The organism is Rhizobium sp. 862_C5_N1_2 (genome assembly GCF_051811205.1).
GTDB lineage: Bacteria > Pseudomonadota > Alphaproteobacteria > Rhizobiales > Rhizobiaceae > Rhizobium > Rhizobium leguminosarum.
The window spans coordinates 3,106,408-3,128,231 of the sequence record NZ_JBPWPT010000001.1 but is presented as its reverse complement, the minus strand read 5'-3'; the positions used below and the strand labels follow the sequence as shown (position 1 = coordinate 3,128,231).

24 protein-coding genes are annotated in these 21,824 nt (G+C 61.0%); 12 read left to right on the top strand and 12 right to left on the bottom strand.

The window, feature by feature from the left end; genetic code table 11:
• Window position 1 precedes the first annotated feature (1 nt).
• Complete coding sequence (locus ACD590_RS15795; RefSeq protein ID WP_003541786.1) at window positions 2–1,012, bottom strand: AAA family ATPase; 1,011 nt, start codon at window positions 1,010–1,012, stop codon at window positions 2–4.
• Between the two features lie 158 nt (window positions 1,013–1,170).
• On the opposite strand from ACD590_RS15795, the gene ACD590_RS15790 reads away from it, so the two are divergent.
• From ACD590_RS15790 to ACD590_RS15780, 3 genes are read left to right on the top strand one after another with little or no spacing between them, the layout of a single operon-like run.
• Complete coding sequence (locus ACD590_RS15790; RefSeq protein ID WP_018243059.1) at window positions 1,171–1,794, top strand: DUF1285 domain-containing protein; 624 nt, start codon at window positions 1,171–1,173, stop codon at window positions 1,792–1,794.
• Complete coding sequence (locus ACD590_RS15785; RefSeq protein ID WP_018243058.1) at window positions 1,791–2,441, top strand: CoA pyrophosphatase; 651 nt, start codon at window positions 1,791–1,793, stop codon at window positions 2,439–2,441. Before ACD590_RS15790 ends, ACD590_RS15785 begins: the two co-directional genes overlap by 4 nt.
• A complete protein-coding gene (locus tag ACD590_RS15780; RefSeq protein ID WP_439003025.1) occupies window positions 2,438–3,691 on the top strand; it encodes a CCA tRNA nucleotidyltransferase in 1,254 nt (417 codons plus the stop codon). Before ACD590_RS15785 ends, ACD590_RS15780 begins: the two co-directional genes overlap by 4 nt.
• Here ACD590_RS15780 and ACD590_RS15775 read toward each other — a convergent pair whose 3' ends face one another.
• The 3 genes from ACD590_RS15775 to hemF form a co-directional block, all read right to left on the bottom strand.
• The gene (locus ACD590_RS15775) at window positions 3,692–3,877 is read right to left on the bottom strand and encodes a DUF1059 domain-containing protein (protein WP_003561358.1); all 186 of its coding nucleotides are present in this window, start codon (window positions 3,875–3,877) and stop codon (window positions 3,692–3,694) included.
• A 114-nt stretch (window positions 3,878–3,991) separates the two neighbouring features.
• Window positions 3,992–4,261, bottom strand: coding sequence for a hypothetical protein (locus tag ACD590_RS15770; RefSeq protein WP_018243056.1), 270 nt, complete (start codon window positions 4,259–4,261; stop codon window positions 3,992–3,994).
• A 103-nt stretch (window positions 4,262–4,364) separates the two neighbouring features.
• The gene (hemF, locus tag ACD590_RS15765; protein ID WP_047618591.1) at window positions 4,365–5,276 is read right to left on the bottom strand and encodes an oxygen-dependent coproporphyrinogen oxidase; all 912 of its coding nucleotides are present in this window, start codon (window positions 5,274–5,276) and stop codon (window positions 4,365–4,367) included.
• A 178-nt stretch (window positions 5,277–5,454) separates the two neighbouring features.
• On the opposite strand from hemF, the gene ACD590_RS15760 reads away from it, so the two are divergent.
• Window positions 5,455–5,715, top strand: a complete 261-nt coding sequence (locus ACD590_RS15760; protein WP_018243054.1) for a hypothetical protein — start codon at window positions 5,455–5,457, stop codon at window positions 5,713–5,715.
• A gap of 3 nt (window positions 5,716–5,718) precedes the next feature.
• Here the strand turns inward: ACD590_RS15760 and ACD590_RS15755 are convergent, their stop codons facing one another.
• Together ACD590_RS15755 and ACD590_RS15750 are read right to left on the bottom strand one after the other, a co-directional pair.
• Complete coding sequence (locus ACD590_RS15755) at window positions 5,719–7,365, bottom strand: Na/Pi cotransporter family protein (RefSeq protein WP_439003024.1); 1,647 nt, start codon at window positions 7,363–7,365, stop codon at window positions 5,719–5,721.
• Between the two features lie 216 nt (window positions 7,366–7,581).
• Window positions 7,582–8,043: a tRNA (cytidine(34)-2'-O)-methyltransferase gene (locus tag ACD590_RS15750; RefSeq protein WP_439003023.1), complete on the bottom strand. Its 462-nt coding sequence runs from the start codon at window positions 8,041–8,043 to the stop codon at window positions 7,582–7,584.
• A 386-nt stretch (window positions 8,044–8,429) separates the two neighbouring features.
• Here ACD590_RS15750 and ACD590_RS15745 point away from each other — a divergent pair, with 386 nt between their 5' ends.
• A complete protein-coding gene (locus ACD590_RS15745; RefSeq protein WP_439020872.1) occupies window positions 8,430–10,286 on the top strand; it encodes an ABC transporter ATP-binding protein in 1,857 nt (618 codons plus the stop codon).
• A 112-nt stretch (window positions 10,287–10,398) separates the two neighbouring features.
• Here ACD590_RS15745 and ACD590_RS15740 read toward each other — a convergent pair whose 3' ends face one another.
• On the bottom strand, window positions 10,399–10,629 hold the full coding sequence (locus ACD590_RS15740) for a CopG family ribbon-helix-helix protein (protein ID WP_018446685.1): 231 nt from the start codon (window positions 10,627–10,629) through the stop codon (window positions 10,399–10,401).
• 162 nt (window positions 10,630–10,791) lie between these two features.
• Here ACD590_RS15740 and ACD590_RS15735 point away from each other — a divergent pair, with 162 nt between their 5' ends.
• Entirely contained in the window at window positions 10,792–12,705 is a 1,914-nt protein-coding gene (locus tag ACD590_RS15735) for an ABC transporter ATP-binding protein (RefSeq protein ID WP_439003022.1), read from the top strand.
• On the opposite strand, the gene ACD590_RS15730 is transcribed toward ACD590_RS15735, so the two are convergent.
• A complete protein-coding gene (locus tag ACD590_RS15730; protein WP_130717389.1) occupies window positions 12,661–13,593 on the bottom strand; it encodes an endonuclease/exonuclease/phosphatase family protein in 933 nt (310 codons plus the stop codon). The two genes, ACD590_RS15735 and ACD590_RS15730, sit on opposite strands and share 45 nt — an antisense overlap.
• Window positions 13,594–13,877: 284 nt before the next feature.
• Here ACD590_RS15730 and petA point away from each other — a divergent pair, with 284 nt between their 5' ends.
• The 4 genes from petA to ACD590_RS15710 all read left to right on the top strand — a co-directional run bounded on the left by petA (window position 13,878) and on the right by ACD590_RS15710 (window position 17,307).
• Window positions 13,878–14,456 carry a ubiquinol-cytochrome c reductase iron-sulfur subunit gene (gene petA / locus ACD590_RS15725; RefSeq protein ID WP_026188482.1) on the top strand — a complete coding sequence of 193 codons (579 nt, stop codon included), beginning with the start codon at window positions 13,878–13,880 and terminating at the stop codon, window positions 14,454–14,456.
• Between the two features lie 14 nt (window positions 14,457–14,470).
• Entirely contained in the window at window positions 14,471–15,739 is a 1,269-nt protein-coding gene (locus ACD590_RS15720) for a cytochrome b (RefSeq protein ID WP_018243046.1), read from the top strand.
• Between the two features lie 25 nt (window positions 15,740–15,764).
• Complete coding sequence (locus ACD590_RS15715) at window positions 15,765–16,649, top strand: cytochrome c1 (RefSeq protein ID WP_047618577.1); 885 nt, start codon at window positions 15,765–15,767, stop codon at window positions 16,647–16,649.
• Between the two features lie 115 nt (window positions 16,650–16,764).
• A complete protein-coding gene (locus tag ACD590_RS15710; protein WP_018243044.1) occupies window positions 16,765–17,307 on the top strand; it encodes an adenine phosphoribosyltransferase in 543 nt (180 codons plus the stop codon).
• Between the two features lie 24 nt (window positions 17,308–17,331).
• On the opposite strand, the gene ACD590_RS15705 is transcribed toward ACD590_RS15710, so the two are convergent.
• Window positions 17,332–17,799, bottom strand: a complete 468-nt coding sequence (locus ACD590_RS15705) for a MaoC family dehydratase (protein WP_018243043.1) — start codon at window positions 17,797–17,799, stop codon at window positions 17,332–17,334.
• On the bottom strand, window positions 17,796–18,287 hold the full coding sequence (locus ACD590_RS15700; RefSeq protein ID WP_439003021.1) for a MaoC family dehydratase: 492 nt from the start codon (window positions 18,285–18,287) through the stop codon (window positions 17,796–17,798). Before ACD590_RS15700 ends, ACD590_RS15705 begins: the two co-directional genes overlap by 4 nt.
• Window positions 18,288–18,368: 81 nt before the next feature.
• On the opposite strand from ACD590_RS15700, the gene ACD590_RS15695 reads away from it, so the two are divergent.
• Complete coding sequence (locus tag ACD590_RS15695) at window positions 18,369–19,466, top strand: hypothetical protein (protein WP_439003020.1); 1,098 nt, start codon at window positions 18,369–18,371, stop codon at window positions 19,464–19,466.
• Window positions 19,467–19,659: 193 nt separating this feature from the next.
• On the opposite strand, the gene ychF is transcribed toward ACD590_RS15695, so the two are convergent.
• Entirely contained in the window at window positions 19,660–20,763 is a 1,104-nt protein-coding gene (ychF, locus tag ACD590_RS15690; RefSeq protein WP_026188481.1) for a redox-regulated ATPase YchF, read from the bottom strand.
• A gap of 264 nt (window positions 20,764–21,027) precedes the next feature.
• Between ychF and clpS the strand changes: the two genes are divergently transcribed.
• A complete protein-coding gene (clpS, locus tag ACD590_RS15685) occupies window positions 21,028–21,339 on the top strand; it encodes an ATP-dependent Clp protease adapter ClpS (RefSeq protein ID WP_026188480.1) in 312 nt (103 codons plus the stop codon).
• Window positions 21,340–21,370: 31 nt separating this feature from the next.
• On the opposite strand, the gene ACD590_RS15680 is transcribed toward clpS, so the two are convergent.
• The gene (locus ACD590_RS15680) at window positions 21,371–21,823 is read right to left on the bottom strand and encodes a GNAT family N-acetyltransferase (protein WP_018243038.1); all 453 of its coding nucleotides are present in this window, start codon (window positions 21,821–21,823) and stop codon (window positions 21,371–21,373) included.
• Window position 21,824 lies beyond the last annotated feature (1 nt).

Here is a 21,824-nt window from a genome sequence, read left to right as displayed (position 1 = left end):
CTTATCCCTTTGCCTGCTTGACCAGTCCGGCGATGACATCACGCACCGACATGCCTTCGGCGCGGGCGGCGAAGGTCAGCGCCATGCGGTGCTGGAGAATGGGTTCGGCGAGCGCGAAGATATCGTCCAGAGACGGTGCGAGACGGCCTTCGTAGAGCGCGCGGGCGCGTGCGCAGAGCATCATTGCCTGGCCGGCGCGCGGGCCTGGACCCCAGGCGACGTTCTTGTCGGTCGAGGCATTGCCCTGTCCGGGGCGGGCGGAACGCACCAGCGCCAGGATGGCATCGACGACCGTGTCGCTCACCGGCATCTGGCGCACCAGGGTCTGGATCTCGATCAGCCGCTGCGCATCGATGACGGCTTCCGGCCGGGTTTCGCCCAAGCCCGTTGTCTCGAGCAGGATCTGGCGCTCGGCGGCGAGTTCGGGGTAGTTGACGTCGACCTGCAGCAGAAAGCGGTCGAGCTGGGCTTCGGGCAGAGGATAGGTACCTTCCTGCTCGAGGGGGTTCTGGGTGGCGAGCACATGGAAGGGCGCCGGCAGGTCATAGCGCTGGCCGGCGATTGTGATGTGATATTCCTGCATGGATTGCAGAAGGGCCGACTGGGTACGCGGCGAGGCGCGGTTGATCTCGTCGGCCATCAGAAGCTGGGCGAAGACCGGGCCCTTGACGAAACGGAAGGAGCGGCGTCCACTGTCGTCCTGGTCCATTACCTCGGAGCCGAGAATATCCGAGGGCATCAGATCCGGCGTGAACTGGATGCGGTTGGCGGCAAGGCCGAGCACCTCGCCGAGCGTCGTCACCAGTCTGGTCTTGGCAAGACCGGGAACGCCAACGAGCAGGGCATGACCGCCTGACAGCACAGCGAGAATGGTGTTCTCGACGACGCTTTCCTGACCGAAGATCACTTTCGAGACTTCCCCGCGGATGGCGGCAATATCGGAGAGCGCCTTTTCGGCGGCGGCGACGATCGCCTTTTCATCGAGGCTGGCTTCGGTCTTCATCATACCCATGCGTATCTCCAACGGCTGAAATCATTCGGCAGCGAATCGGCGGACTTATACATGTGCCTCATACCCGATAGAGTTATGGAGATGTGACGGGCTGACAAGTTCGTTGCGAATGACTATCTCGTGACTTTACTTCGTTAAGGACAAACCGGGACGGAAGAATGGCAGCCGAGGAAATCAGCGGACAGGCGGATGCGGCGGGACTTGCCGCACTGATTTCGCGTGCGTCTGAGGAAAGTGGCGAGAAAAAACGAGGGTTGCCGCCCGTCGAACGGTGGAATCCGCCATTCTGCGGCGATATCGACATGGAAATCCGGGCTGACGGCACCTGGTTCTACATGGGTACGCCGATCGGCCGGCCGGCGCTGGTGCGGCTGTTTTCGACGGTTTTGAGGAAAGACGACGACCAGAAGACCTATCTCGTAACTCCTGTGGAAAAGGTCGGGATAAGGGTCGTCGACGCTCCGTTCATCGCCGTGGAGATGAGCGTGACGGAGAGCGAAGGTCAACAGGTGTTGACCTTCCGCACCAATGTCGGCGATGTCGTGGAGGCGGGAGGGGAGCATCGGCTGCGCTTTGCCATTGCGGACGGCAACGCCGAATTGAAACCCTATCTGCATGTGCGCGGGCGGCTGGAGGCGCTGGTGTCGCGTGCAGTGATGTATGAACTGGTCGCGCTCGGCGAGACTTTCGACGTGGAGGGGCGGGCGATGTTTGCGATCTGCTCCGCCGGCGAGGTCTTCCCGGTCATGCCGGCCGACGAACTGGATGCGCTTTGCCGATGAATGATGCGATCACCCACCGCTACCCGCTGTTTTCCGCAACCGAATTCCGCCGCCGCGCGCTCAATCAGAATGGCGGGCCGGTCGACCATGCCTGGCGCGATCACGGGGACCATATCCTCAACCCCGACATCGTCGCCGAGGTCGAGACCTTCAAACTGCGCGACGCCGCCGTGCTCGTGCCCGTCGTCGACGACGGCGAAGAGGCGCATGTGATCTTCACCAAGCGCACGGCGACGCTGCGCAAACATTCCGGGCAGATCGCCTTTCCCGGCGGCTCGATCGATCCCACCGATATCTCCCCTGAAATGGCGGCGATCCGCGAGACGGAGGAGGAGATCGGACTGGCCGGTTCCTTCGTCGAAACCGTCGGGCGGCTACCGAATTACCTTGCCTCGACGGGCTTTCGCATCACGCCGGTGCTCGGCGTTGTCACGCCGGGCTTTGCGCTGACGCTGAACCCGACCGAGGTGGACGACGTGTTCGAGGTGCCGCTTTCCTTCCTGATGGATCCTGCCAATCACACCCGCGACAGGCGTGTCATCGACGGCATCGACCGGCATTTCTACCGCGTGCCCTATGAAACCAGAATGATCTGGGGCATCACCGCCGGCATCGTCCGCACGCTTTACGAAAGGCTTTATGCATGACCGGCCTTGCCGACCAAGCATGGTTCCGCGACCCGGCGCTCGGCCGGATCTTAGCACTTCTCAGCGCCGATGGCGGGGAAGGGCGTGTGGTTGGCGGGGCGGTGCGCAACAGCCTGATGGGCCTGCCGGTCAATGATGTCGACATAGCCACGACACTCAGACCGGAGGCGGTGATGGAGCGGGCGGCGGCGGCCGGCATCAAGGCAGTCCCAACCGGCCTGGAGCACGGCACGGTGACGCTCGTGATCGACGGCAAGCCCTTCGAGGTGACGACGCTTCGCACCGACGTCGAGACCGACGGACGCCACGCCAAGGTTGCCTTCAGCACAGACTGGAGGGCGGATGCCGAACGGCGGGATCTGACGATCAACGCGCTTTATGCCGATGCCGAGGGCGAGGTGGTGGATCTCGTTGGCGGACTTGCCGACATCGAGACGCGCAACATCCGCTTCATCGGCGATGCCGCAAGGCGTATTGCCGAGGATCATTTGCGCATCCTGCGCTTCTTCCGCTTCTTTGCCTATTACGGTTCCGGACGGCCGGATGCCGAGGGGCTGAAGGCGTGTTCCGCGGCGCGTTCGAAACTGACGACGCTTTCAGCAGAACGCGTCTGGTCGGAACTGCGAAAGCTGCTTGGCGCCGGCGATCCCGGCCGGGCGCTGCTCTGGATGCGGCAGGTGGCGGTGCTGACGGAAATCCTCCCGGAATCGGAACGATGGGGGATCGATGCGATCCCTTCGCTGATCACCACCGAAAAGGCGCTCGGCTGGACGCCCGATCCGTTGCTGCGCCTTGCGGCGATCGTGCCGCCCGATGCGGCGCGCATGGAGGCGCTCGCAGCCCGGCTCAAGCTCTCGAATGCGGAAGCGGCCTATCTCAAGGCCTGGGCAATGGCAGCGCCTGTTAATGACGACATGTCGTCGGCGGCCTTCGAACGGCTGCTTTACCGCAACGGTGCCGATGGCATCACGACACGGCTGAAGCTGGCGCTTGCGGTTGCGCGCGGCAAGGCTGAAAGCGATTTCGACGAAATGGCGCGGTCGGCGCGGCTTGTCAAGTTGCTGGACAAGGCAATGCACTGGAAGAAACCGCAGTTTCCGCTGAACGGCGGCGACGTGATTTCGGCAGGAATCGCGTCCGGTCCGCGCGTCGGCGAGCTGCTTGCCGGCCTGGAAAACCAGTGGGTGGAGGAAAACTTCGTTTCCGACCGGGCGGCGCTGCTCGCCCGGCTGCAGGAACGCGTGCAATAATCAGGCGGCGGTCGCTTCGTCACGGATGCGAGCCTTGATATTATCCACCATGTTCTCGCGGATCGTGGTTTCGCCGTGAGCATCTTTCAGGTGCTCGACGGCACGGCGAACCACCTCGGCGTCGCTATCCGCCCGTGTATGCCAGGCGCAGCCCGGAACGAGAGTGCCGCATTCGAAAAGTCGCATGGTCTTCTCCTCTGTTCAAAACACAACGACGATCGCGATCTTACGCGATTTAAGAATGTGCGGGGGGAGGGAAGGTTCCGGCCGGCATCGACATGCCGGCCAGTAAAGGCCGTATCAGTCGGGCATCGCCCAGGCTTTGTAGGTATCCGAAAGCTGACCGGGCATGTTGCTGTTGGCGGCCGCTGCTTCGTTCTGCAGTTGTTCCGGCGACTTCCCGCCGGCCAGTTGCAGCTTGACCTGCTCGATGAAGCAGGACAGCGGCAGATCCGAGCCGCTCTTGGTCCGCAGTTTCTCGGCGATGCGCGTCAGAAACTCGGATGTGTCGATAGTGCGGGATGTTTCCTGGACATCCGTAGACGCTGGCGAGCCACTTTGTATCGTCATGACAATCCTCCTCCGATTGTTACGCACATACATATAAAGTTAGGACGCACTGAATTTTCGTGAAGGTCTATCACCTCGAATTTATCGACGAGATATCACAGTTTCATGGCCAGCGAACGACGGGGGGCAACGAAGAGAGAATGGATTCAACGTTGCCGCCGGTCTTCAGGCCGAAGATCGTGCCACGATCATACAGCAGATTGAATTCGACGTAGCGGCCCCGGCGGATCAATTGTTCGTCGCGATCGGCCTCTGTCCACAATTTATTGAAGTTGGAGCGGACGATTTTTGGATAGACCATGGCGAAGGCCCGGCCGACATCACGCGTGAAGGCGAAATCGGCGTCCCAGCCGCCGGCTTCCTCGCCTGAATGCAGCCAGTCGTAGAAGATGCCGCCGATGCCGCGGGCCTCGTTGCGGTGTTTCAGGAAGAAATATTCGTCGCACCAGGCTTTGTACGCATCGTAATCGGCGACCGCATGATTGCGGCAGGCGATCTCCATGGCCTTGTGGAAGAGCTGGCTGTCTTCGTCCTCCTGCGTGCGGCGGCGTGACAGCACCGGCGTCAGGTCGGCCCCGCCACCGAACCAGCGGCTGGTGGTGACGACCATGCGAGTGTTCATGTGCACGGCCGGAACGTTTGGGTTCACGGGATGGGCGATCAGCGAGATGCCCGAGGCCCAGAAACGCGGATCGTCCTTGGCGCCGGGTATCTGGGCGCGGAAATCCGGGGCAAATTCGCCGTAGACGGTGGAGGTATGGACGCCGACCTTTTCGAAGACGCGGCCTTCCATCATCGACATCCGGCCACCGCCGCCGGCGCCGTTTTCGCGTGACCAGTCCTTGGCGACGAAGCGGCCGGGCTCCTGGTCGGAGAGTGGTCCTTCCAACTCATCCTCGAGGGCCTCGAAGGAGGCGCAGATCGTATCGCGCAATCCCTCGAACCAACTGCGGGCGGCAGCCTTCTTCTCTTCGATATCGTCCGGCAAGCCGATGGGCAGTTCCGGTCTTTCCATTTACGCCTCCGACGGTCGACATCTCCTTCGGAGGCGACTCGCTCATTCTTGATTGCACGCCATGATTAGCAGTTGGTGCTGCATCTCGCCAAGCGTGGCCAGGCACCGCCGAGCGCTTCCAAGATTCGACTCGCAAATCAAGAACTTCGATACTACCTTTTCCGAGGAGGTAGGTTTGATGAAAAAAGTTCCAGGGCCTCCGTCCTTCGACGGCCTGAAGCGCAGGATAGCGAGACATCGGGCGGAAAATCCCCCGAGCAGGAAAGACCATTTCGTGCGTGAGACATATTGCCTCGGCCTCATGGACGCACGCGCCAAGGCGCGCGAATGGTTCGACGAATATCCGAAAGCCGCCTACTGGACCGAGGTGGAGAGCTGGCGTCAGCTCGACGGCGACCAGATCGAATTCACCATGCGCCGCCTGCCTTCGGCCGACTGACGGTCACTTCGCAGTCGCCCGCACACGGCTTTCGATCAGCAGGCCGTTTTCGTCCATGATCGGATGCGCCACCGAGACGATGTGGGCGTTGAGGCGCTTCAGGTCGCGCAGCATGTCGAGATGCAGAGAACTCGTCTGCAGGCTGTCGGCGCGGCCGTCACGCAGACGTTCGAGGTGGCGCTCGGCAGACTGTTTTTCCATCCGGCGCACCTCGACCTTTACCTCCATCATCTGGCGCGCGAGATTGAAGTCACGGGTGACGAAGATCGTCTGAGCGACGCGCAGATTGTCGATCGTCAGATCGAACAGCTTCCGCAGTTCCTGATGACCGTCCTCGGAAAATTTCAGGCCGAGGGAGATCTTCTTCGCCACCTGCTCCAGCAAGCCCTTCTCGATGATGTCGCCCATATGTTCGAGGTTGATCGCATAATCGATGACGACGATCGAGCGGCGGGCGTTCTCGTCGCTGAGACCCTCGCGACCGAGCTTCGAGAGATAGACCTTCACCGCCTGCTGCAGTCGGTCGACGCGCTCTTCGAGGGCGGATATCTCGGCAAGCTTCGATGCGTCGTTACGCTCGAAGGCTTCGGAGACCCGGATCAGCATGCGCTCGATCAAGTCGCCGACGCCGAGAACTTCGCGGGTAGCGCTGGCCAGGGCCACGACCGGCGTTGAAAGCTCCTGCGCATCCAGATATTTTGGGGCGCTGTCAGGCTCGGCCTGATCCGGCACCAGCCGGGCCATCAGGGTGGCGAGCGGCCGGGAGAATGGCCAGGCCAGCGCCGCCAGCAGAAGGTTGAAGGCAAGATGCGCATCGACCGGCAGCTTGGCAGGACCGAAGGGCAGCATCTGGATGAGTTCCGCCCCATAACCCGCCAGCGGCAAGGCGATAAGGCAGCCGAGCGTGCGGACGGCGAGATTGCCGAGGGTGACGCGCCGCGCCGAAACCGGACCGGACAATGTCGCGACGACAGGCGGTATCGCGCCGCCGAGATTGGCGCCGAGCACGAGCACGATGACGAGTTCGGCGGAGACGACGCCGGCCGAGGCGAGCGACAGGATGAGCACCACCACCGCAAGGCTCGACGAGGATGCGAAGGCAAGTGCTGCCGAGACGATCATTGCCACGGGCAGGGCGCCATCCAGCAGGCCGATGAAGGCGGCGAGAGCAGGGGAGGCGCGCATCGGCTCCGTCGCAAGACCAAGGAGGTGCAGCGACAGCAGCATCAGCCCGATGCCGATCAGCGCCGTGCCGCCGCCCTGGCTGGTGCTTGAACGGCCGCGGTAAAGCACAATGCCAACAAGAATCAGAAGAGGAGAGAGCCATTCTATGCCCGTTGCCACGATCCAGGCGGTGATCGCGGTGCCGACATTGGCGCCGAGCAGAACGATCTGCGCCATGCGCGGCTTGATCAGGTCACGCTCGACGAAGGAAGCAGTCATCAGCGCCGTTGCCGTCGAGCTCTGCAGTGCGACGGTTGCAACGAGGCCTGACAGGAAGGAACGAAGACTGCCGCGTGTGCCGGTCGCCAGCCCCGTTCTCAGGCGGGCGCCGAAGGCTCTGGATACGCCATCCTTCACCTGCGCGAGGCCGAACAGCAGCAGAGCCACGGCGCCGAACAGGTTGATCATGATGATTGTAGAGTCCATTTTGTTGTTTTTATTCTTCTTTCACAGATCTGGAGAAATGCGGTTTTCCTCACATGGCCATTCCAACGTGTTGGAATCATGGAGGCCAATACTGAATTTTTGATTGCCCGGCTAATAAATATACGCCGGTTTGACAGATAGACAACGCTATTTTGCGACATATTCTGGAGCGGATCGGCAATTCCACGGGCTTTGCTCCGCCAGCGCCGGTGTCCGTCAGGCCCAGGCGGTTTGGCGCATCGCCTCGCCGACGATCATGGCGGCCGAGACGGCGACATTGATCGAGCGCTGGCCTTCGAGCATCGGGATCAGGACGCGGGCGTCGGCCCTCTCATGCACCTGATCCGGCACGCCGGCGCTTTCGCGACCGAAGAGCAGGATATCGTCCGGGCGAAAGGCAAGATCGGTATAGCGCTCCGCAGCTTTGGTCGAGGCGAGGATCAGGCGGCGGCCGGTGGTCAGACGCCATGCCTCGAAGCGGTCCCAGCTGACATGGCGGGTGAGGGCGGCGGCGGCAATATAATCCATACCGGCCCGTTTCAAGTTGCGGTCGGAGATGTCGAAGCCGGCGGGCTCGATCAGATCGACCGCGAAACCAAGGCAGGCGGCAAGACGCAGGATCGTGCCGGTATTGCCGGGAATATCCGGCTGGTAGAGTGCCAGTCTGAGTGAAGTCATGATGCGCCATCTTCCCGCTTTCACCACAAAAGGCCTAATGCAACTGTGATTTCGACGCAACATGGCGCGTTTGGACCCGAAAAGATGAATTTTTCGGCAGAACAGGGCTGGAAAATTCCTCGTTTTCGCGTTATCGGTGCATATCTTTAATCGCCAGCAAGGAGCGCCAGAATGAATATTTTGCTGTATGTGCGCGTCCAGGCCGTGATGCCAAGCGGTGCGATTTTCCGCCGATAGTGCGGATTTCTTCCCTGAATTTCCTTTTTTGATCCATTGTGCGGCTGTCTCAGCCTCGCCCCTTGAACGTTCGGTTCCCATATGTGCTTGCAGTGCGCTGGGATGGCGCGAAGCCGGGAGCCGGAACGGTGACGTTTCGGAGCAATTTCATGTTTGGCTGGTTCGAACAGCGACTCAATCCCTTTCCAAGCGAGGACCCCGTCGCCCCGCCGAAAGGTCTTTTTGCCTTTTGCTGGCACTACAGCAAACCGGCTGCGCCCTGGCTCGGCCTGATGGCCGTGCTGACCGCGCTGATCGCGATCGGCGAAGTGGCGCTCTTCCAGTTCCTCGGCGACATCGTCGACTGGCTGACCAATGCCGACCGCGCCACATTCCTGGAGAGGGAAGGCCACAAGCTTTTCTGGATGGCGGCGCTGGTGCTGGTCGGCCTGCCGCTGACGGCCGGGCTCGATTCGCTCATCATGCATCAGATGATGCTCGGCAATTATCCGATGATCGCACGCTGGCAGATGCACCGCTTCCTGCTGCGCCACAGCATGTCGTTCTTCGCCAACGAGTTTGCCGGGCGTGTCGCGACCAAAGTGATGCAGACGTCGCTTGCCGTGCGCGAGACGGTGATGAAGATCCTCGACGTCTTCGTCTATGTCGTCACCTACTTCCTGACGATGATCATCGTTATCGCAGCGGCCGACTGGCGGCTGATGATCCCGATCCTCGTCTGGCTCGCGGTCTATATCAGCATCGTCGCCTATTTCGTGCCGCGGCTTCGCAAGATCGCGGCGGCGCAGGCGGATGCGCGCTCGATGATGACGGGGCGCGTGGTCGACAGCTATACGAATATCGCGACCGTCAAGCTGTTTTCGCATGCGGGCCGCGAGGAGGTCTATGCCAAGGAGGGCATGGACGAGTTCCTGCAGACCGTGCACAAGCAGATGCGCAAGGTGACGCTCTTCCATATTTGCGTCTACCTGAACAACTGTGTTGCGCTCTTCGTCATCTCGGGCCTGTCGATCTGGTTCTGGCTGAACGGCGCGATCTCGGTTGGCGCCATCGCCATCGCCATCGGTCTTGCCATGCGCGTCAACGGCATGTCGCAATGGATCATGTGGGAAGTCTCGGCGCTGTTCGAGAATATCGGCACGGTCTATGACGGCATGGAGATGATGAGCAAACAGCACGACATCGTCGACAAGCCGGGCGCACCCACCTTGACGGCGAAGAAGGGCGCGATCCATTACGACCGCATCCGCTTCCACTACGGCAAGAGCAAGGGCGTCATCGACAACCTGTCGCTCGACATCAAGGCGGGGGAGAAGGTCGGCCTGGTCGGCCGTTCCGGTGCCGGCAAGACGACGCTGATGAACCTGCTGCTGCGCTTCTACGATCTGGAGGCCGGTCGCATCACCATCGACGGGCAGGACATCGCCGGCGTCTCGCAGGAAAGCCTGCGCTCGCTGATCGGCGTGGTGACGCAGGACACCTCGCTGCTGCATCGCTCGATCCGCGACAACATTGCTTATGGTCGTCCCGAAGCAACGGACGACGAGGTGATCGAGGCCGCCAAACGCGCCAATGCCTGGGAGTTCATCGAAGGTCTCGTCGACATGCAGGGCCGCGCGGGGCTCGACGCACAGGTCGGCGAACGCGGCGTCAAGTTGTCTGGCGGCCAGCGGCAGCGTGTCGCGATCGCCCGCGTCTTCCTGAAGGACGCGCCGATCCTGGTACTCGACGAGGCGACCTCGGCGCTCGATTCGGAAGTCGAGGCGGCGATCCAGGAAAACCTCTTCGCCCTGATGGAGGGCAAGACGGTGATCGCGATCGCCCACCGGCTTTCGACGCTGACGGAGATGGACCGGTTGATCGTGCTCGACAAAGGCCGGATCATCGAGGCCGGCTCGCATATCGAGCTGGTCGAAGGAGGCGGCATTTATGCCGACCTCTGGAACCGCCAGTCCGGCGGCTTCCTCTCCGATCACGCCGAGGAAGCGGAAGTGGCGGCGCAATAAGATGAAATGAGGCCCTCCCTGCGAAAGCGGGGAGGGCATCTTGAATTCTTAGGATGGCTATAAGCTTGCCGGACGGTTGCTGAAGAACTGACTCCGTTTGCCTCTTATCCGTTCAAAGGCTGTCGGCCCAGTCGATCACGCGGTGATGCTCGACGACGACCATGGTGTTGACAGCCGCGATCGTGCGCAGGGCGACGAGGCGGCGATGCTCCTCCTGATCGATCCAGGTGGTGATGGCCTCGGCGATGATCTCGTCGCGCGGCAACCCCAGGGCGAATGCCAGGGCATCCAGCCTTTCTGCAAGCGGAAGCGGAACATGCACATCGAGCATTTTCGTTTCCATGGAAGTGGTCTCCGGTAAACCGCGATCGTAACGTGAGATTGTGACCAGTTCGGGGGCATTCAATGGGTATGCCGCCGATGTTACCGATAATTACCAAAATATAACATTCTGTCCGCTTTTCATTCCCTTTGCCGGCTCGGCTAATCCGCCTATATCGCTTCTATGTTGTTGAGCCCCATCCTCCGCCGGTTCGAAACCTGGATCGATCCGTTCCGCCCACGCGCCAATCTCCAGCCGCCGCGCTCGACGCTCGGATTCATCTGGTTCTATATCGGCCAGGCGAGGATGCCGTTCGTCGCCATGCTCGTTCTGGGTGGGACATCGGCGGCCATCGAGGCCGCACTGTTCTGGTTCGTCGGACGCCTGGTCGATATCCTCGGCAGCATCACGCCTGGGGCCGGCTGGAACGGTCTTCTCGCCGCCCATGGCGGCGAATTGTTCGGCATGCTCGCCCTTATCGGGCTCGTGCGTTTCGTCGTCGCCTTCCTGATTGCCCTCGTCGACCAGCAGGTGATCACGCCGGGCTTCTACAATCTCGCACGCTGGCAATCTTATCTCCACGTCTCCAGGCAGTCGTTGTCGTTCTTCCAGAGTGATTTCTCCGGGCGCATCGTCACCAAAGTCTGGTCGGCCGGGCAGGCAACCGGTGATCTTGTCACCTCGCTGATGGAAAGCGTCTGGTTCGTCGGCATCTATGCCGCAACGACGCTTGTGCTCGTTGCCCGGCTGGACTTTTCCCTTGCTGCCGTCGTGCTGTTCTGGCTTTGCGCCTTCAGCCTGCTTGCCCGCCACTTCGTTCCGCGGATCCGCCATCATTCCCGCGAAACGGCGGAAGCCGGATCGATGCTGAATGGCCGGATGGTCGACTCCTACAGCAACATGCAGACGCTGAAGCTGTTTGCCCGCGAGGAGGAGAGCGACCGCTACATGCGGGAGGGTTTCGATATCTACCAGGATACTGTGCTGCGCTTCACTCGGTTCATCACGGGCGTCAGGGCCTCGATGGCGCTGCTCTCCGGCCTGATGATCGTGACGATGGCGGGGTTGAGCGTCGATCTCTGGTTGCGCGGCCTGGTCAGCTCCGGTGCCGTGGCATTCTCGTTGGCACTGGTGCTCAGGTTGAATTTCCTCCTCGGTCGGCTGATGACGCAGTTCAACGGCATCATGCGCAATCTCGGCACCATCCAGAACGCCGCCGAGCTGATCTCCCAGCCTCTGGGGCTCATCGATCGGCCGGACGCCAGAGGCCTGGTGATCCGGCAGCCCGGCATCCGCTTCGACAATGTTTCCTTCCGCTACGGCAAGGGTCATCAGCCGGTCGTCGAGAATTTCTCCCTGACCATTCGGCCGGGCGAAAAAGTCGGGATCGTCGGCCGTTCGGGCGCGGGGAAATCGACGCTGATGAACCTGCTGCTGCGCCTCTACGATATTCAGGACGGGCGCATTCTGATCGACGGCCAGAATATTGCAGCCGTGACGCAGGAATCTCTCAGGATGCAGATCGGCGTCGTCAGCCAGGATACCTCGTTGCTGCATCGTTCAGTGCGCGACAATATCCTGTTCGGGCGGCCCGATGCCGGCGAGGAGGGGCTGGTCGAGGCGGCCGGGCGCGCCGAAGCCATCGAGTTCATCGAACGCCTGCAAGATCAGCAGGGCCGCAGAGGTTTCGATGCGCATGTCGGCGAACGCGGCGTCAAACTGTCAGGCGGGCAGCGGCAGCGCATCGCGATTGCCCGCGTCATGCTGAAGGACGCGCCGATCCTCGTTCTCGACGAAGCGACGTCGGCGCTCGATTCGGAAGTGGAAGAAGCAATCCAGTCCAATCTCCATCGCATCATGGAAGGCAAGACGGTGCTTGCGATCGCCCATCGGCTGTCGACGATCGCAGCGCTCGACCGGCTGATCGTCGTCGATCTCGGCCGGATCATCGAGGAGGGCAGCCATGACGAACTGCTTCGCCGCGGTGGACTCTATGCGGAACTGTGGGCGCGACAGTCTGGCGGCTTCCTCGCTACGGATGAGGATGCGGGCCTAGGGGTCGACGACGAATTCCGCCATGAGGCCAAAATGATTTGATCCGAAGCCGTTCTCGATGCGGCGAACCGATTTCAGCCGCAGGGGCGCGCGGGTAAAGATATGATCGATCGGAATGCCGAAAGCACCGGCGCGGATCGGCCATGTCGCGGGCTCCAGCGATACCGTGCCCAAGCCCTGGCTACGCATGAGATACTGCACGTCGGGCGCCAGAATCGACGTATTGAAATCGCCGGCAAGAACGAGCGGTCCCGAAAGGGAGGGAATGATCTCGGCAAGATCCTCGATTTCCAGGCCGTGGAATTCGTCGTAATAAGGTTTGGTCAGATGCGCGGCGAGGAAATTGATCTTCTGGCCATCGAAATCGATCGTCGAGATCGTCAGCCGGTTGCGCCAGAGCAGGCCGAGATTGCGGATACGGGGTTCGATTAACGGACGCTTCGACAGCACCAGCGTATCGCATTGCTCCATGCCGACACCGCAGCCGATGTAATAGGGATAGATCTTCAACAACCGCGGCAGTTCCGACAGCAGCGGTTCGGCCTCCAGGATGCTGACGACGTCGGCGCCTGAGGCAATGACCATATCGGCGATATCAGGGCCGTTTGCGAAATTATCATTCTCGATATTGAAGGACATCAGCCTGAAGAGGGCGGGGCGGCTCTCCTCGACAGCCGGCTCGACGAATTCGCGCATCATCACGACACCATGGACGGCAAGGACCACCGATACCGCGAGGGTCAGCAGCGCATACCAGTGCCGCTTGACGAGAAGGGCAGCGACCGAGGCCACGGCGCCGGCCACCGCCAGATGGACCTGGAAGCTGTAAAAGAAGGACAGCAGATAGAAATCGGTGACGTATCGGAGGGAGACAATGGCGAGAACGAGCGTCGTGAGAACGCTGAATACGCAAAAAATCGTGTCTCTCATCCGCTCCGGTCCGGCTCGCTGGCATGGCTGCGACTGCGCCTATCACGGGGGCATTTTTGTTGCAATGCAACATAATGGCAAGCGCGTGTTTGCCTTAAAAAATTCATCCGAAATTTCCCGCGACATTGTGCCCTCATCCCCTTGCCAAGGCTGGACATAATTTGCGATCAAGCATAGAACGCGCCGGATTGCCGGGGAATCTATGGCCGAATTGTGTCCAGAGAGATTCGCCGGTAGAGGGGGCAGGGCGGAATTCCGCGAAAATTGCGCAGAGGATGTTAGCCGTGAGCGAACACGAAACGACAAGCGAGGGCATGGGCGAACCCACTCGCCGTGATTTCCTTTATCTCACCACTGGTATGGCAGGCGCCGTCGGCGCCGTTGCGGTCGCTTGGCCGTTCATCGATCAGATGCGTCCTGATGCTTCGACGCTCGCTCTCGCCTCCATCGAAGTCGACGTTGCCAGCCTTGAGCCCGGCATGTCGCTGACGGTCAAATGGCGCGGCAAGCCGATCTTCATCCGCAATCGCACGCCTGAGGAAGTGGAAGCGGCAAACGCCGTCCAGCTTGCTGATCTAAAGGACCCGATCGCGCGCAATGCAAACCTTCCTGTCGACGCTCAGGCAACGGCTGTTGACCGTTCGGGCGGCAAGGGCAAGGAAAACTGGATCGTCATGATCGGCACCTGCACGCATCTCGGCTGCGTGCCGCTCGGCCAGGCCGGCGAATACAATGGTTGGTTCTGTCCCTGCCATGGCTCGGTCTACGACACGGCCGGCCGCATCCGCAAAGGCCCGGCGCCGCAGAACCTGGCGATTCCGACCTTTTCATTTTTGTCCGATACCAAGATCAAGATCGGTTGAGGGGAGACTGATTAATGAGTGGCCATTCCAGCTACGAGCCATCAACCGGCCTCGAGAAATGGGTCGATGCGCGCCTTCCGCTGCCGCGCATGGTCTATGACAGCTTCATCGCCTATCCGGTTCCGCGTAACCTGAACTATGCCTATACGTTCGGCGCCATGCTCGCCGTCATGCTGGTGGTGCAGATCCTGACGGGCGTCACGCTCGCCATGCACTACGCCGCCGAATCGTCGGTCGCCTTCAACTCCGTCGAAAAGATCATGCGCGACGTCAACCACGGCTGGCTGCTGCGCTATATGCATGCCAACGGCGCATCCTTCTTCTTCGTCGCGGTGTACCTGCACATCGCCCGCGGCCTCTATTACGGCTCCTACAAGGCGCCGCGCGAGATCCTCTGGATACTCGGCGTGGTCATCTACCTCCTGATGATGGCGACCGGCTTCATGGGCTACGTTCTGCCCTGGGGCCAGATGTCCTTCTGGGGCGCCACCGTCATCACCGGCTTCTTCTCCGCCTTTCCGCTGGTTGGCGAATGGGTGCAGCAGTTCCTGCTCGGCGGCTTCGCGGTTGAAAACCCGACGCTGAACCGCTTCTTCTCGCTGCACTACCTGCTGCCCTTCATGATCGCCGGCGTCGTCATCCTGCACATCTGGGCGCTGCACGTCGTCGGCCAGACGAACCCGACGGGCGTCGAGGTCAAGACGAAGACGGACACGGTGCGCTTCACGCCTTATGCGACGATGAAGGATGCTCTCGGCGTCTCGATCTTCCTGCTGGTCTATGCCTATTTCGTCTTCTACCTGCCGAACTTCCTTGGCCATGCCGACAACTACATCCCGGCCGACCCGTTGAAGACGCCGGCCCATATCGTTCCGGAATGGTACTTCCTGCCGTTCTACGCGATGCTGCGTTCGATCACCTTCAACGTCGGCCCGATCGACTCCAAGCTCGGCGGCGTGCTCGTGATGTTCGGCGCGATCATCGTGCTGTTCTTCCTGCCCTGGCTCGATACCTCAAAGGTCCGTTCCGCCGTCTACCGCCCCTGGTACAAGCTATTCTACTGGCTGTTCGTGATCAACGCGATCATCCTCGGCTGGCTCGGCTCGCAGCCGGCGGAAGGCTTGTTCACCACGATCTCGCAGATCTGCACGCTCCTCTACTTCGCTTTCTTCCTGGTCGCGATGCCGGTTCTCGGCTTGGTGGAAACACCGCGCCGCATCCCGAACTCGATCACCGAAGCGGTGCTCGAAAAGCGCAACAAGACCCTAGCGGTCAAGGCATAAGCGAGCGACGGAAGGGAATAGAAATATGAAAACGCTTGTTACAAGCATTCTCTCGTTCGCATTCGCTGCCAGTCTTGGCAGTGCCGTGCTGGCCCAGGAGGCGACGCCCGCCAATGGCGCGGCTCCTGCCCATCACGCGGAAAGTGAGACGCCGCACTATCCGCTGAAGGAGCCGAAGGAGGAGGAATGGACTTTCGCCGGTCCGTTCGGTCATTACGATAAGGGTCAGCTTCAGCGTGGCCTCAAGGTCTACACCGAAGTCTGTTCCGCCTGCCACTCGATGAACCTCGTGCCCTTCCGCATGCTCGATGAGCTCGGTTATTCCGAGGCGCAGGTAAAGGCTTTCGCTGCGAACTACGAGGTTCAGGACGGCCCGAACGCGGCCGGCGAGATGTTTAGCCGCAAGGCCGTCCCTTCCGATCACTTCCCGGCGCCTTTCCCCAATGCAGAGGCCGCTGCTGCTTCCAACAACGGTGCGGCTCCGCCCGACTTTTCACTGATCGCCAAGGCCCGCGAGGTCGAACGCGGCTTCCCGCAATTCGTCTTCGACATCTTCACGCAGTATCAGGAGGGTGGCCCGGATTACATCCACGCGCTGCTGACCGGCTATGAAGAGCCGCCAGCCGGCTTTCAGGTGGCGCAGGGCTCACATTACAATCCATATTTCCACGCTGCAGCCGTCCTTGCCATGCCGAAGCCGCTCTCCGACGGGCAGGTGACCTATGACGATGGCGCGCCGGCGACGGTCGACCAGTATTCGAGAGACGTCTCCGCCTTCCTGATGTGGGCCGCAGAGCCGCATCTCGAGGAGCGCAAGCGCACCGGCTTCATGGTCATGATCTTCCTGGCGATCTTCACGGTGCTGATCTACCTGACGAAGCGCTCGATCTACGCCAACAAGGAACACTGAGCGGTTTCCGATCGACATTCAAAAGGCGGCCTCGGGCCGCCTTTTTTGTTGGTTCCACCCCTGGCAATTGATAGGGTGCGGCCAGTTTCATGCCCTCGCAGAATATGGACTTTCCATGGACAATACGACTTCGGAGCTCGCAGCCAGCATCCGCTCCATTCCCGACTATCCCAAGCCCGGCATCATTTTCCGTGACATCACCACGCTGCTCGGCAACCCCCGTGCGTTCCGCCGGGCGGTCGACGAACTCGTGCAGCCCTATGCGGGCATGAAGATCGACAAGATCGCCGGCATGGAGGCGCGGGGCTTCATCCTTGGGGGCGCGGTGGCGCATCAGCTTTCTTCCGGCTTCGTGCCGATCCGCAAGAAGGGCAAGCTGCCTCACGAGACCGTGCGTATCGCCTACAGCCTGGAATATGGCGTTGACGAAATGGAGATGCATCGCGATGCGGTGCAGCCTGGAGAGAAGGTGATCCTGGTCGACGACCTGATCGCCACCGGCGGTACGGCTGTGGGTGCCACGAAACTGTTGCGCCAGATCGGCGCTGAAGTGGTCGGCGCCTGCTTTGTTATCGATCTGCCGGACCTTGGCGGCCGCAAGAAACTGGAAGAGCTCGGCGTTGTCGTGCACACTCTGGTCGAATTCTCCGGGCACTGAACCCTCGTCCGACCGCCTGCAGTGTCAGTCGAATTCGAGCACGCCGCTTTCGAAGCGGATAACGGGATCGCTGTTTTGATTGACCCCCTCGCAGAGGATGGTGTTGAGGTGCCAGCCTGGTCGCGATGCGAGCGGCCGGCTGGAGAGGAAGGCGACGGAATAGGTGACGACGTCGCCTGCGAAAACCGGCCGCAGCCATTGCAGTTTCTGGAAGCCGGGTGAAGGGCCGAGGTTCGGCGATGTCAGGCCCTTTTGCGCGAGGGCGGCGCTCTGCCTTTCCCAAAAGGCGAGGAAGGTCCGCATCCAGGCGGCGGTGGTGTGCCAGCCCGAGGCGCAGAGGCCACCGAAGAGGGTGTCTTTGGCGGCTTCTTTGTCGACGTGAAAACGCTGCGGATCGTAGCGCGTCGCGAAGCGGATGATGTTTTCCTCGGTAAAGGTGTAGCTGCCGATCTCGGCCTTTTCGCCGACGGTGTAAAGCTCGGACATCCTCATGCGGATGTCTCCGGGCTTATGCCGATATCTGCGGGCCGGACGCGCATGCCGAACATGACCGAGTTCTCCGAGACGCAGACGAGTTCGCCGCGCTGGTTTTCCACCTCGTGGCGAAACTTGACGATGCCCATGCCGGGGCGCGAGCGCATCGACCGGGCTTCGAGCACGGTCGAGCGGCCCGACAGCGTGTCGCCGGCAAGCACCGGCTTTCGCCATTCCATCAGATCGACGCCCGGCGCACCCTCGCAGAGCGAATGCAGCACATAGCTCTCGGCCATCATTCGCATGAACATCGAAGAGGTATGCCAGCCGGAAGCGGCAAGCCCGCCGAGAATGCTGGCGCGACCGGCGGCCTCATCGAGATGCATCGGCTGCGGGTCGAATTCGCTTGCGAACTCAATGATCTCCTCGGTGGTCACCGGCTTCGGGCCGAGCGTGAAGCGGCGGCCGGGCTGGAAGTCCTCGAAGGAAAGCTTTTCTGCCGACATTCGCTCCTCCCGCCATATGCAGCGCACAATGCTTACAATAGCATCCGCGCGGGCTCAATGATTCCGGGGAGATAAACCGGCATGACTGAACTAAGGTCGATACTCGATGAGGCCGTGCGCCAGGAGCTGATCTCGCCGGAGGCCGGGGGGCGGCTTTTGCCGTTCCTGATGGAGCGCGGTGTCGGCGTCGCTGAGGCGCAGCCGGCAATGGCGGCGGAGGGACAGGCCTGGTCGGATACCGAGACGCCGCGCTTCGTGCGCGGCTTCCACGATGTGCTGATCACCATCGGCGTCGCCGTGGCGCTGGGCGGTCTCTGGGGGCTTGCCGCGCTCTATGCTGTGCTGCCTGCAATCATCGTGCTCTCGGAAATCCTGGTACGCCACCAGCGGCTTGCCCTGCCGGCCGTCAGCCTGACAATCGCGCTGTTCTGTTGGACAGTCCTGCTGATGTCCTTCTTCTTCAAGCCGGGAACAGCCTTCTTTAACGACATCGGGGCGGACATGACGCAGTTCGTCGCCGGCTTCCCGATCATTCTCGGCCTCTATTATGCCCGCTATCGAGTGCCGTTGGCGTTGGCGCTCTGCATCATGTCGGCCCTTGCACTCGTCCTCACCCTGCTTTTGCGGCTCGTGCAATGGGCGAGCGGGGATCCTGCGTTTTTCGGCAATCATCCCATGGTGCTGGCGGTGGTCTTCCTCGCTTGCGCGCTGGGCTTGTTCGCGACGGCGCTCTATTTCGACCTTGGCGATCGGCTGCGCCGGACGACACGCTCCGATATCGCCTTCTGGCTTCATCTGGGTGCTGCGCCGGCGCTGCTCTTCAGCGTAAGGCTGCTGATTTCGTTCGACGGCAGCTGGCTGGATGTTGCCCAGTCGGTGTCGATCAAGACGCCCGTCGTTGTTATCAGCGTGGCGGTGTTAATGTTGATCGGCCTTGTCATCGACCGCCGTGCCTTCGTCACGTCAGGTCTGCTGTCGCTCGGTTTTGCGATCTATGGCATTTTCCGGCAGGGGAGTGCGACTGTTGATACCTATATCTACACGACGCTGATTGTCGTCGGAGCGATCGTACTCATCATCGGAACAGGCTGGATGCCGCTGCGCCGCATCGTGCTGCGGGCGCTGCCAGCTGCCATTTCGCAAAAACTGCCGCCTGCTGTCTTAGCGGCGACGTCGTAAAACAAATGTCGCCCAATCTACTCAGCAGTTGGGCGACAAGCATTGGTCGGGACAGCAGCGATTTCCGGTTAGAGCGGTTCAGCTTTTCATGGAAGCGCAGAACCGTTCTAACCCTTTGTTTTCACGCAATTCCCGGCAAAAACGCCTCGCGCTTTGCCTGGGAAAATCGCTTCGCATTTTTCCTGGAATTGCTTTAGGTGTTGAAGCGGAAATGGATGACGTCGCCGTCCTGGACGACGTATTCCTTGCCTTCGTCGCGCGCCTTGCCGGCATCCTTGGCGCCGACTTCGCCGTTGTATTTGATGTAGTCGTCATAGGCGATGGTATTGGCGCGGATGAAGCCGCGCTCAAAATCCGAATGGATGACGCCGGCGGCCTGCGGCGCCTTGGTGCCGCGCTCAATCGTCCAGGCGCGCGTTTCCTTAGGGCCGACAGTGAAATAGGTGATGAGGTGGAGCAGCTTGTAGCCGGCGCGGATCAGCCGGTCGAGACCTGCCTCGTCAAGGTCGAGGGCGGAGAGGAATTCTTTGGCTTCCTCTTCGGGAAGCTGGGCAACTTCCGCTTCGATCGCCGCCGAGATGACGACGGTTTCGGCACCCTGTTCCCTAGCCATCACGGCGACGGCTTCGGTGAACTCATTGCCGGTCGAGGCATCGCCTTCGGCGACGTTGCAGACGTAGAGCACCGGATGCGACGTCAAAAGATTGAGGCTCTTGAGGATGACGATCTCTTCCGCATCGAGCGTCGAGAGCAGCGTGCGCACCGGCTTGCCTTCGTTGAGCAGCTTCAGCGAGGCTTCCATGATTGGCAGCATCGCCACCGAATCCTTGTCCTTGCCGGTGGCGCGCTTGCGCGTCTGCTCGGTGCGGCGCTCCAGGCTTTCGAGGTCGGCGAGCATCAGCTCGGTCTCGATCGTCTCGGCGTCGGCGACAGGATTGATGCGGCCCTCGACATGAGTGATGTCGCTGTCTTCGAAGCAGCGCAGCACATGGACGATGGCATCGACCTCGCGGATATTGGCGAGGAACTGGTTGCCGAGGCCTTCACCCTTCGAGGCGCCGCGTACGAGGCCGGCGATATCGACGAAGGAGATGCGGGTCGGGATCAGTTCCTTGGACTTGGCGATGTCGGCAAGCTTGCGCATACGCGGATCGGGAACGGCGACTTCACCGGTGTTCGGCTCGATGGTGCAGAAGGGATAGTTCGCCGCCTGTGCGGCGGCCGTCTTGGTGAGCGCGTTGAAGAGGGTCGATTTGCCGACATTCGGCAGCCCGACGATACCGCATTTGAAGCCCATGGCTTGATCCATATCTGTTTGTAACTTTGCCCTGCCTATGCGGGAATGGCCGCCCTGGGTCAAGGGTTCGCAACAGGAATTGAAGTTCAACGGCTCTCCGGATGACAGGAAGGCTGCGGCGATTCTCGAAAAACGTGGCCGGGATTGCCTCCGCTTTCCGCTGAGTGATATTTACGTCATTGAACTGCCGTGCTTACGGTGCAATATATTGTCGGCGGACGTTTTCTCCGCCTTTTCCATGTCATCAACGGGTGGATTTTTCCGATGAGTGACAATGACGTTGCCCTGAAACCGAAGACCAAGGTGAAGCCGAAGCTGGATAAGCCGAAGCTCTACAAGGTCATTCTGGTCAATGACGATTATACGCCGCGCGAACTGGTGATCATGATCCTGAAGTCCGTCTTCCGCATGAGCGAGGAGACCGGCTACCGGGTGATGATGACGGCGCACAAGCTCGGTTCCTGTGTGGTCGTGGTCTGCGTAAGGGACATCGCCGAGACCAAGGCCAAGGAAGGCATCGACCTCGCCAAGGGCATGGGCTTTCCGCTGATGTTCACCACAGAGCCGGAAGAATAGGCGCTTTGCCGGGGGCAGTCCCGAGAGGGGCTCAGCGTCGGCGGATCTGGTAGCCGGTCTTGTCCTGAGCGAATCCACAATTCTCGTAGAAGCGCAGCGTGGCCGGATTCTTGGAGCCGGTGAGCAGCATCACCTTGTAGCAGCCTGCGTTCCAGGCGTCTGCGATCGCGTGGCGGATAACGGCGCCGGCGTAACCGCGCTTGCGATGATCGGCGTGGGTAACGACGTTTTCGATGAGCCCATAAGGAGCGCCGCTCCGCGTCAGGTTCGGCACGACGACGCTTGTGACGGTTGCGGCGGCGACATCACCGGCATAGCCGATGAACACGGTCATGCCCGGCTGCAAGAGGATGGCGGAGAAGCGTTCCTCGGCAAGTGCCTCGTCGAGAACCGGATCGGTCGGGTTCAGGTGACGGTAAAGCGTCATGAGACTGGGGAGATCGCTGCGGGCAGCAGGGCGGATGACGAAGTCCCGGTCCGTCATG

Excerpts from the sequence above, each read along its gene's own strand:
- ACD590_RS15795 (WP_003541786.1), bottom strand. The coding sequence starts at position 1,012 with ATGGGTATGATGAAGACCGAAGCCAGCCTCGATGAAAAGGCGATCGTC.
- ACD590_RS15790 (WP_018243059.1), top strand. The coding sequence starts at position 1,171 with ATGGCAGCCGAGGAAATCAGCGGACAGGCGGATGCGGCGGGACTTGCC.
- ACD590_RS15785 (WP_018243058.1), top strand. The coding sequence starts at position 1,791 with ATGAATGATGCGATCACCCACCGCTACCCGCTGTTTTCCGCAACCGAA.
- ACD590_RS15780 (WP_439003025.1), top strand. The coding sequence starts at position 2,438 with ATGACCGGCCTTGCCGACCAAGCATGGTTCCGCGACCCGGCGCTCGGC.
- ACD590_RS15775 (WP_003561358.1), bottom strand. The coding sequence starts at position 3,877 with ATGCGACTTTTCGAATGCGGCACTCTCGTTCCGGGCTGCGCCTGGCAT.
- ACD590_RS15770 (WP_018243056.1), bottom strand. The coding sequence starts at position 4,261 with ATGACGATACAAAGTGGCTCGCCAGCGTCTACGGATGTCCAGGAAACA.
- hemF (WP_047618591.1), bottom strand. The coding sequence starts at position 5,276 with ATGGAAAGACCGGAACTGCCCATCGGCTTGCCGGACGATATCGAAGAG.
- ACD590_RS15760 (WP_018243054.1), top strand. The coding sequence starts at position 5,455 with ATGAAAAAAGTTCCAGGGCCTCCGTCCTTCGACGGCCTGAAGCGCAGG.
- ACD590_RS15755 (WP_439003024.1), bottom strand. The coding sequence starts at position 7,365 with ATGGACTCTACAATCATCATGATCAACCTGTTCGGCGCCGTGGCTCTG.
- ACD590_RS15750 (WP_439003023.1), bottom strand. The coding sequence starts at position 8,043 with ATGACTTCACTCAGACTGGCACTCTACCAGCCGGATATTCCCGGCAAT.
- ACD590_RS15745 (WP_439020872.1), top strand. The coding sequence starts at position 8,430 with ATGTTTGGCTGGTTCGAACAGCGACTCAATCCCTTTCCAAGCGAGGAC.
- ACD590_RS15740 (WP_018446685.1), bottom strand. The coding sequence starts at position 10,629 with ATGGAAACGAAAATGCTCGATGTGCATGTTCCGCTTCCGCTTGCAGAA.
- ACD590_RS15735 (WP_439003022.1), top strand. The coding sequence starts at position 10,792 with ATGTTGTTGAGCCCCATCCTCCGCCGGTTCGAAACCTGGATCGATCCG.
- ACD590_RS15730 (WP_130717389.1), bottom strand. The coding sequence starts at position 13,593 with ATGAGAGACACGATTTTTTGCGTATTCAGCGTTCTCACGACGCTCGTT.
- ACD590_RS15720 (WP_018243046.1), top strand. The coding sequence starts at position 14,471 with ATGAGTGGCCATTCCAGCTACGAGCCATCAACCGGCCTCGAGAAATGG.
- ACD590_RS15715 (WP_047618577.1), top strand. The coding sequence starts at position 15,765 with ATGAAAACGCTTGTTACAAGCATTCTCTCGTTCGCATTCGCTGCCAGT.
- ACD590_RS15710 (WP_018243044.1), top strand. The coding sequence starts at position 16,765 with ATGGACAATACGACTTCGGAGCTCGCAGCCAGCATCCGCTCCATTCCC.
- ACD590_RS15705 (WP_018243043.1), bottom strand. The coding sequence starts at position 17,799 with ATGAGGATGTCCGAGCTTTACACCGTCGGCGAAAAGGCCGAGATCGGC.
- ACD590_RS15700 (WP_439003021.1), bottom strand. The coding sequence starts at position 18,287 with ATGTCGGCAGAAAAGCTTTCCTTCGAGGACTTCCAGCCCGGCCGCCGC.
- ACD590_RS15695 (WP_439003020.1), top strand. The coding sequence starts at position 18,369 with ATGACTGAACTAAGGTCGATACTCGATGAGGCCGTGCGCCAGGAGCTG.
- ychF (WP_026188481.1), bottom strand. The coding sequence starts at position 20,763 with ATGGGCTTCAAATGCGGTATCGTCGGGCTGCCGAATGTCGGCAAATCG.
- clpS (WP_026188480.1), top strand. The coding sequence starts at position 21,028 with ATGAGTGACAATGACGTTGCCCTGAAACCGAAGACCAAGGTGAAGCCG.
- ACD590_RS15680 (WP_018243038.1), bottom strand. The coding sequence starts at position 21,823 with ATGACGGACCGGGACTTCGTCATCCGCCCTGCTGCCCGCAGCGATCTC.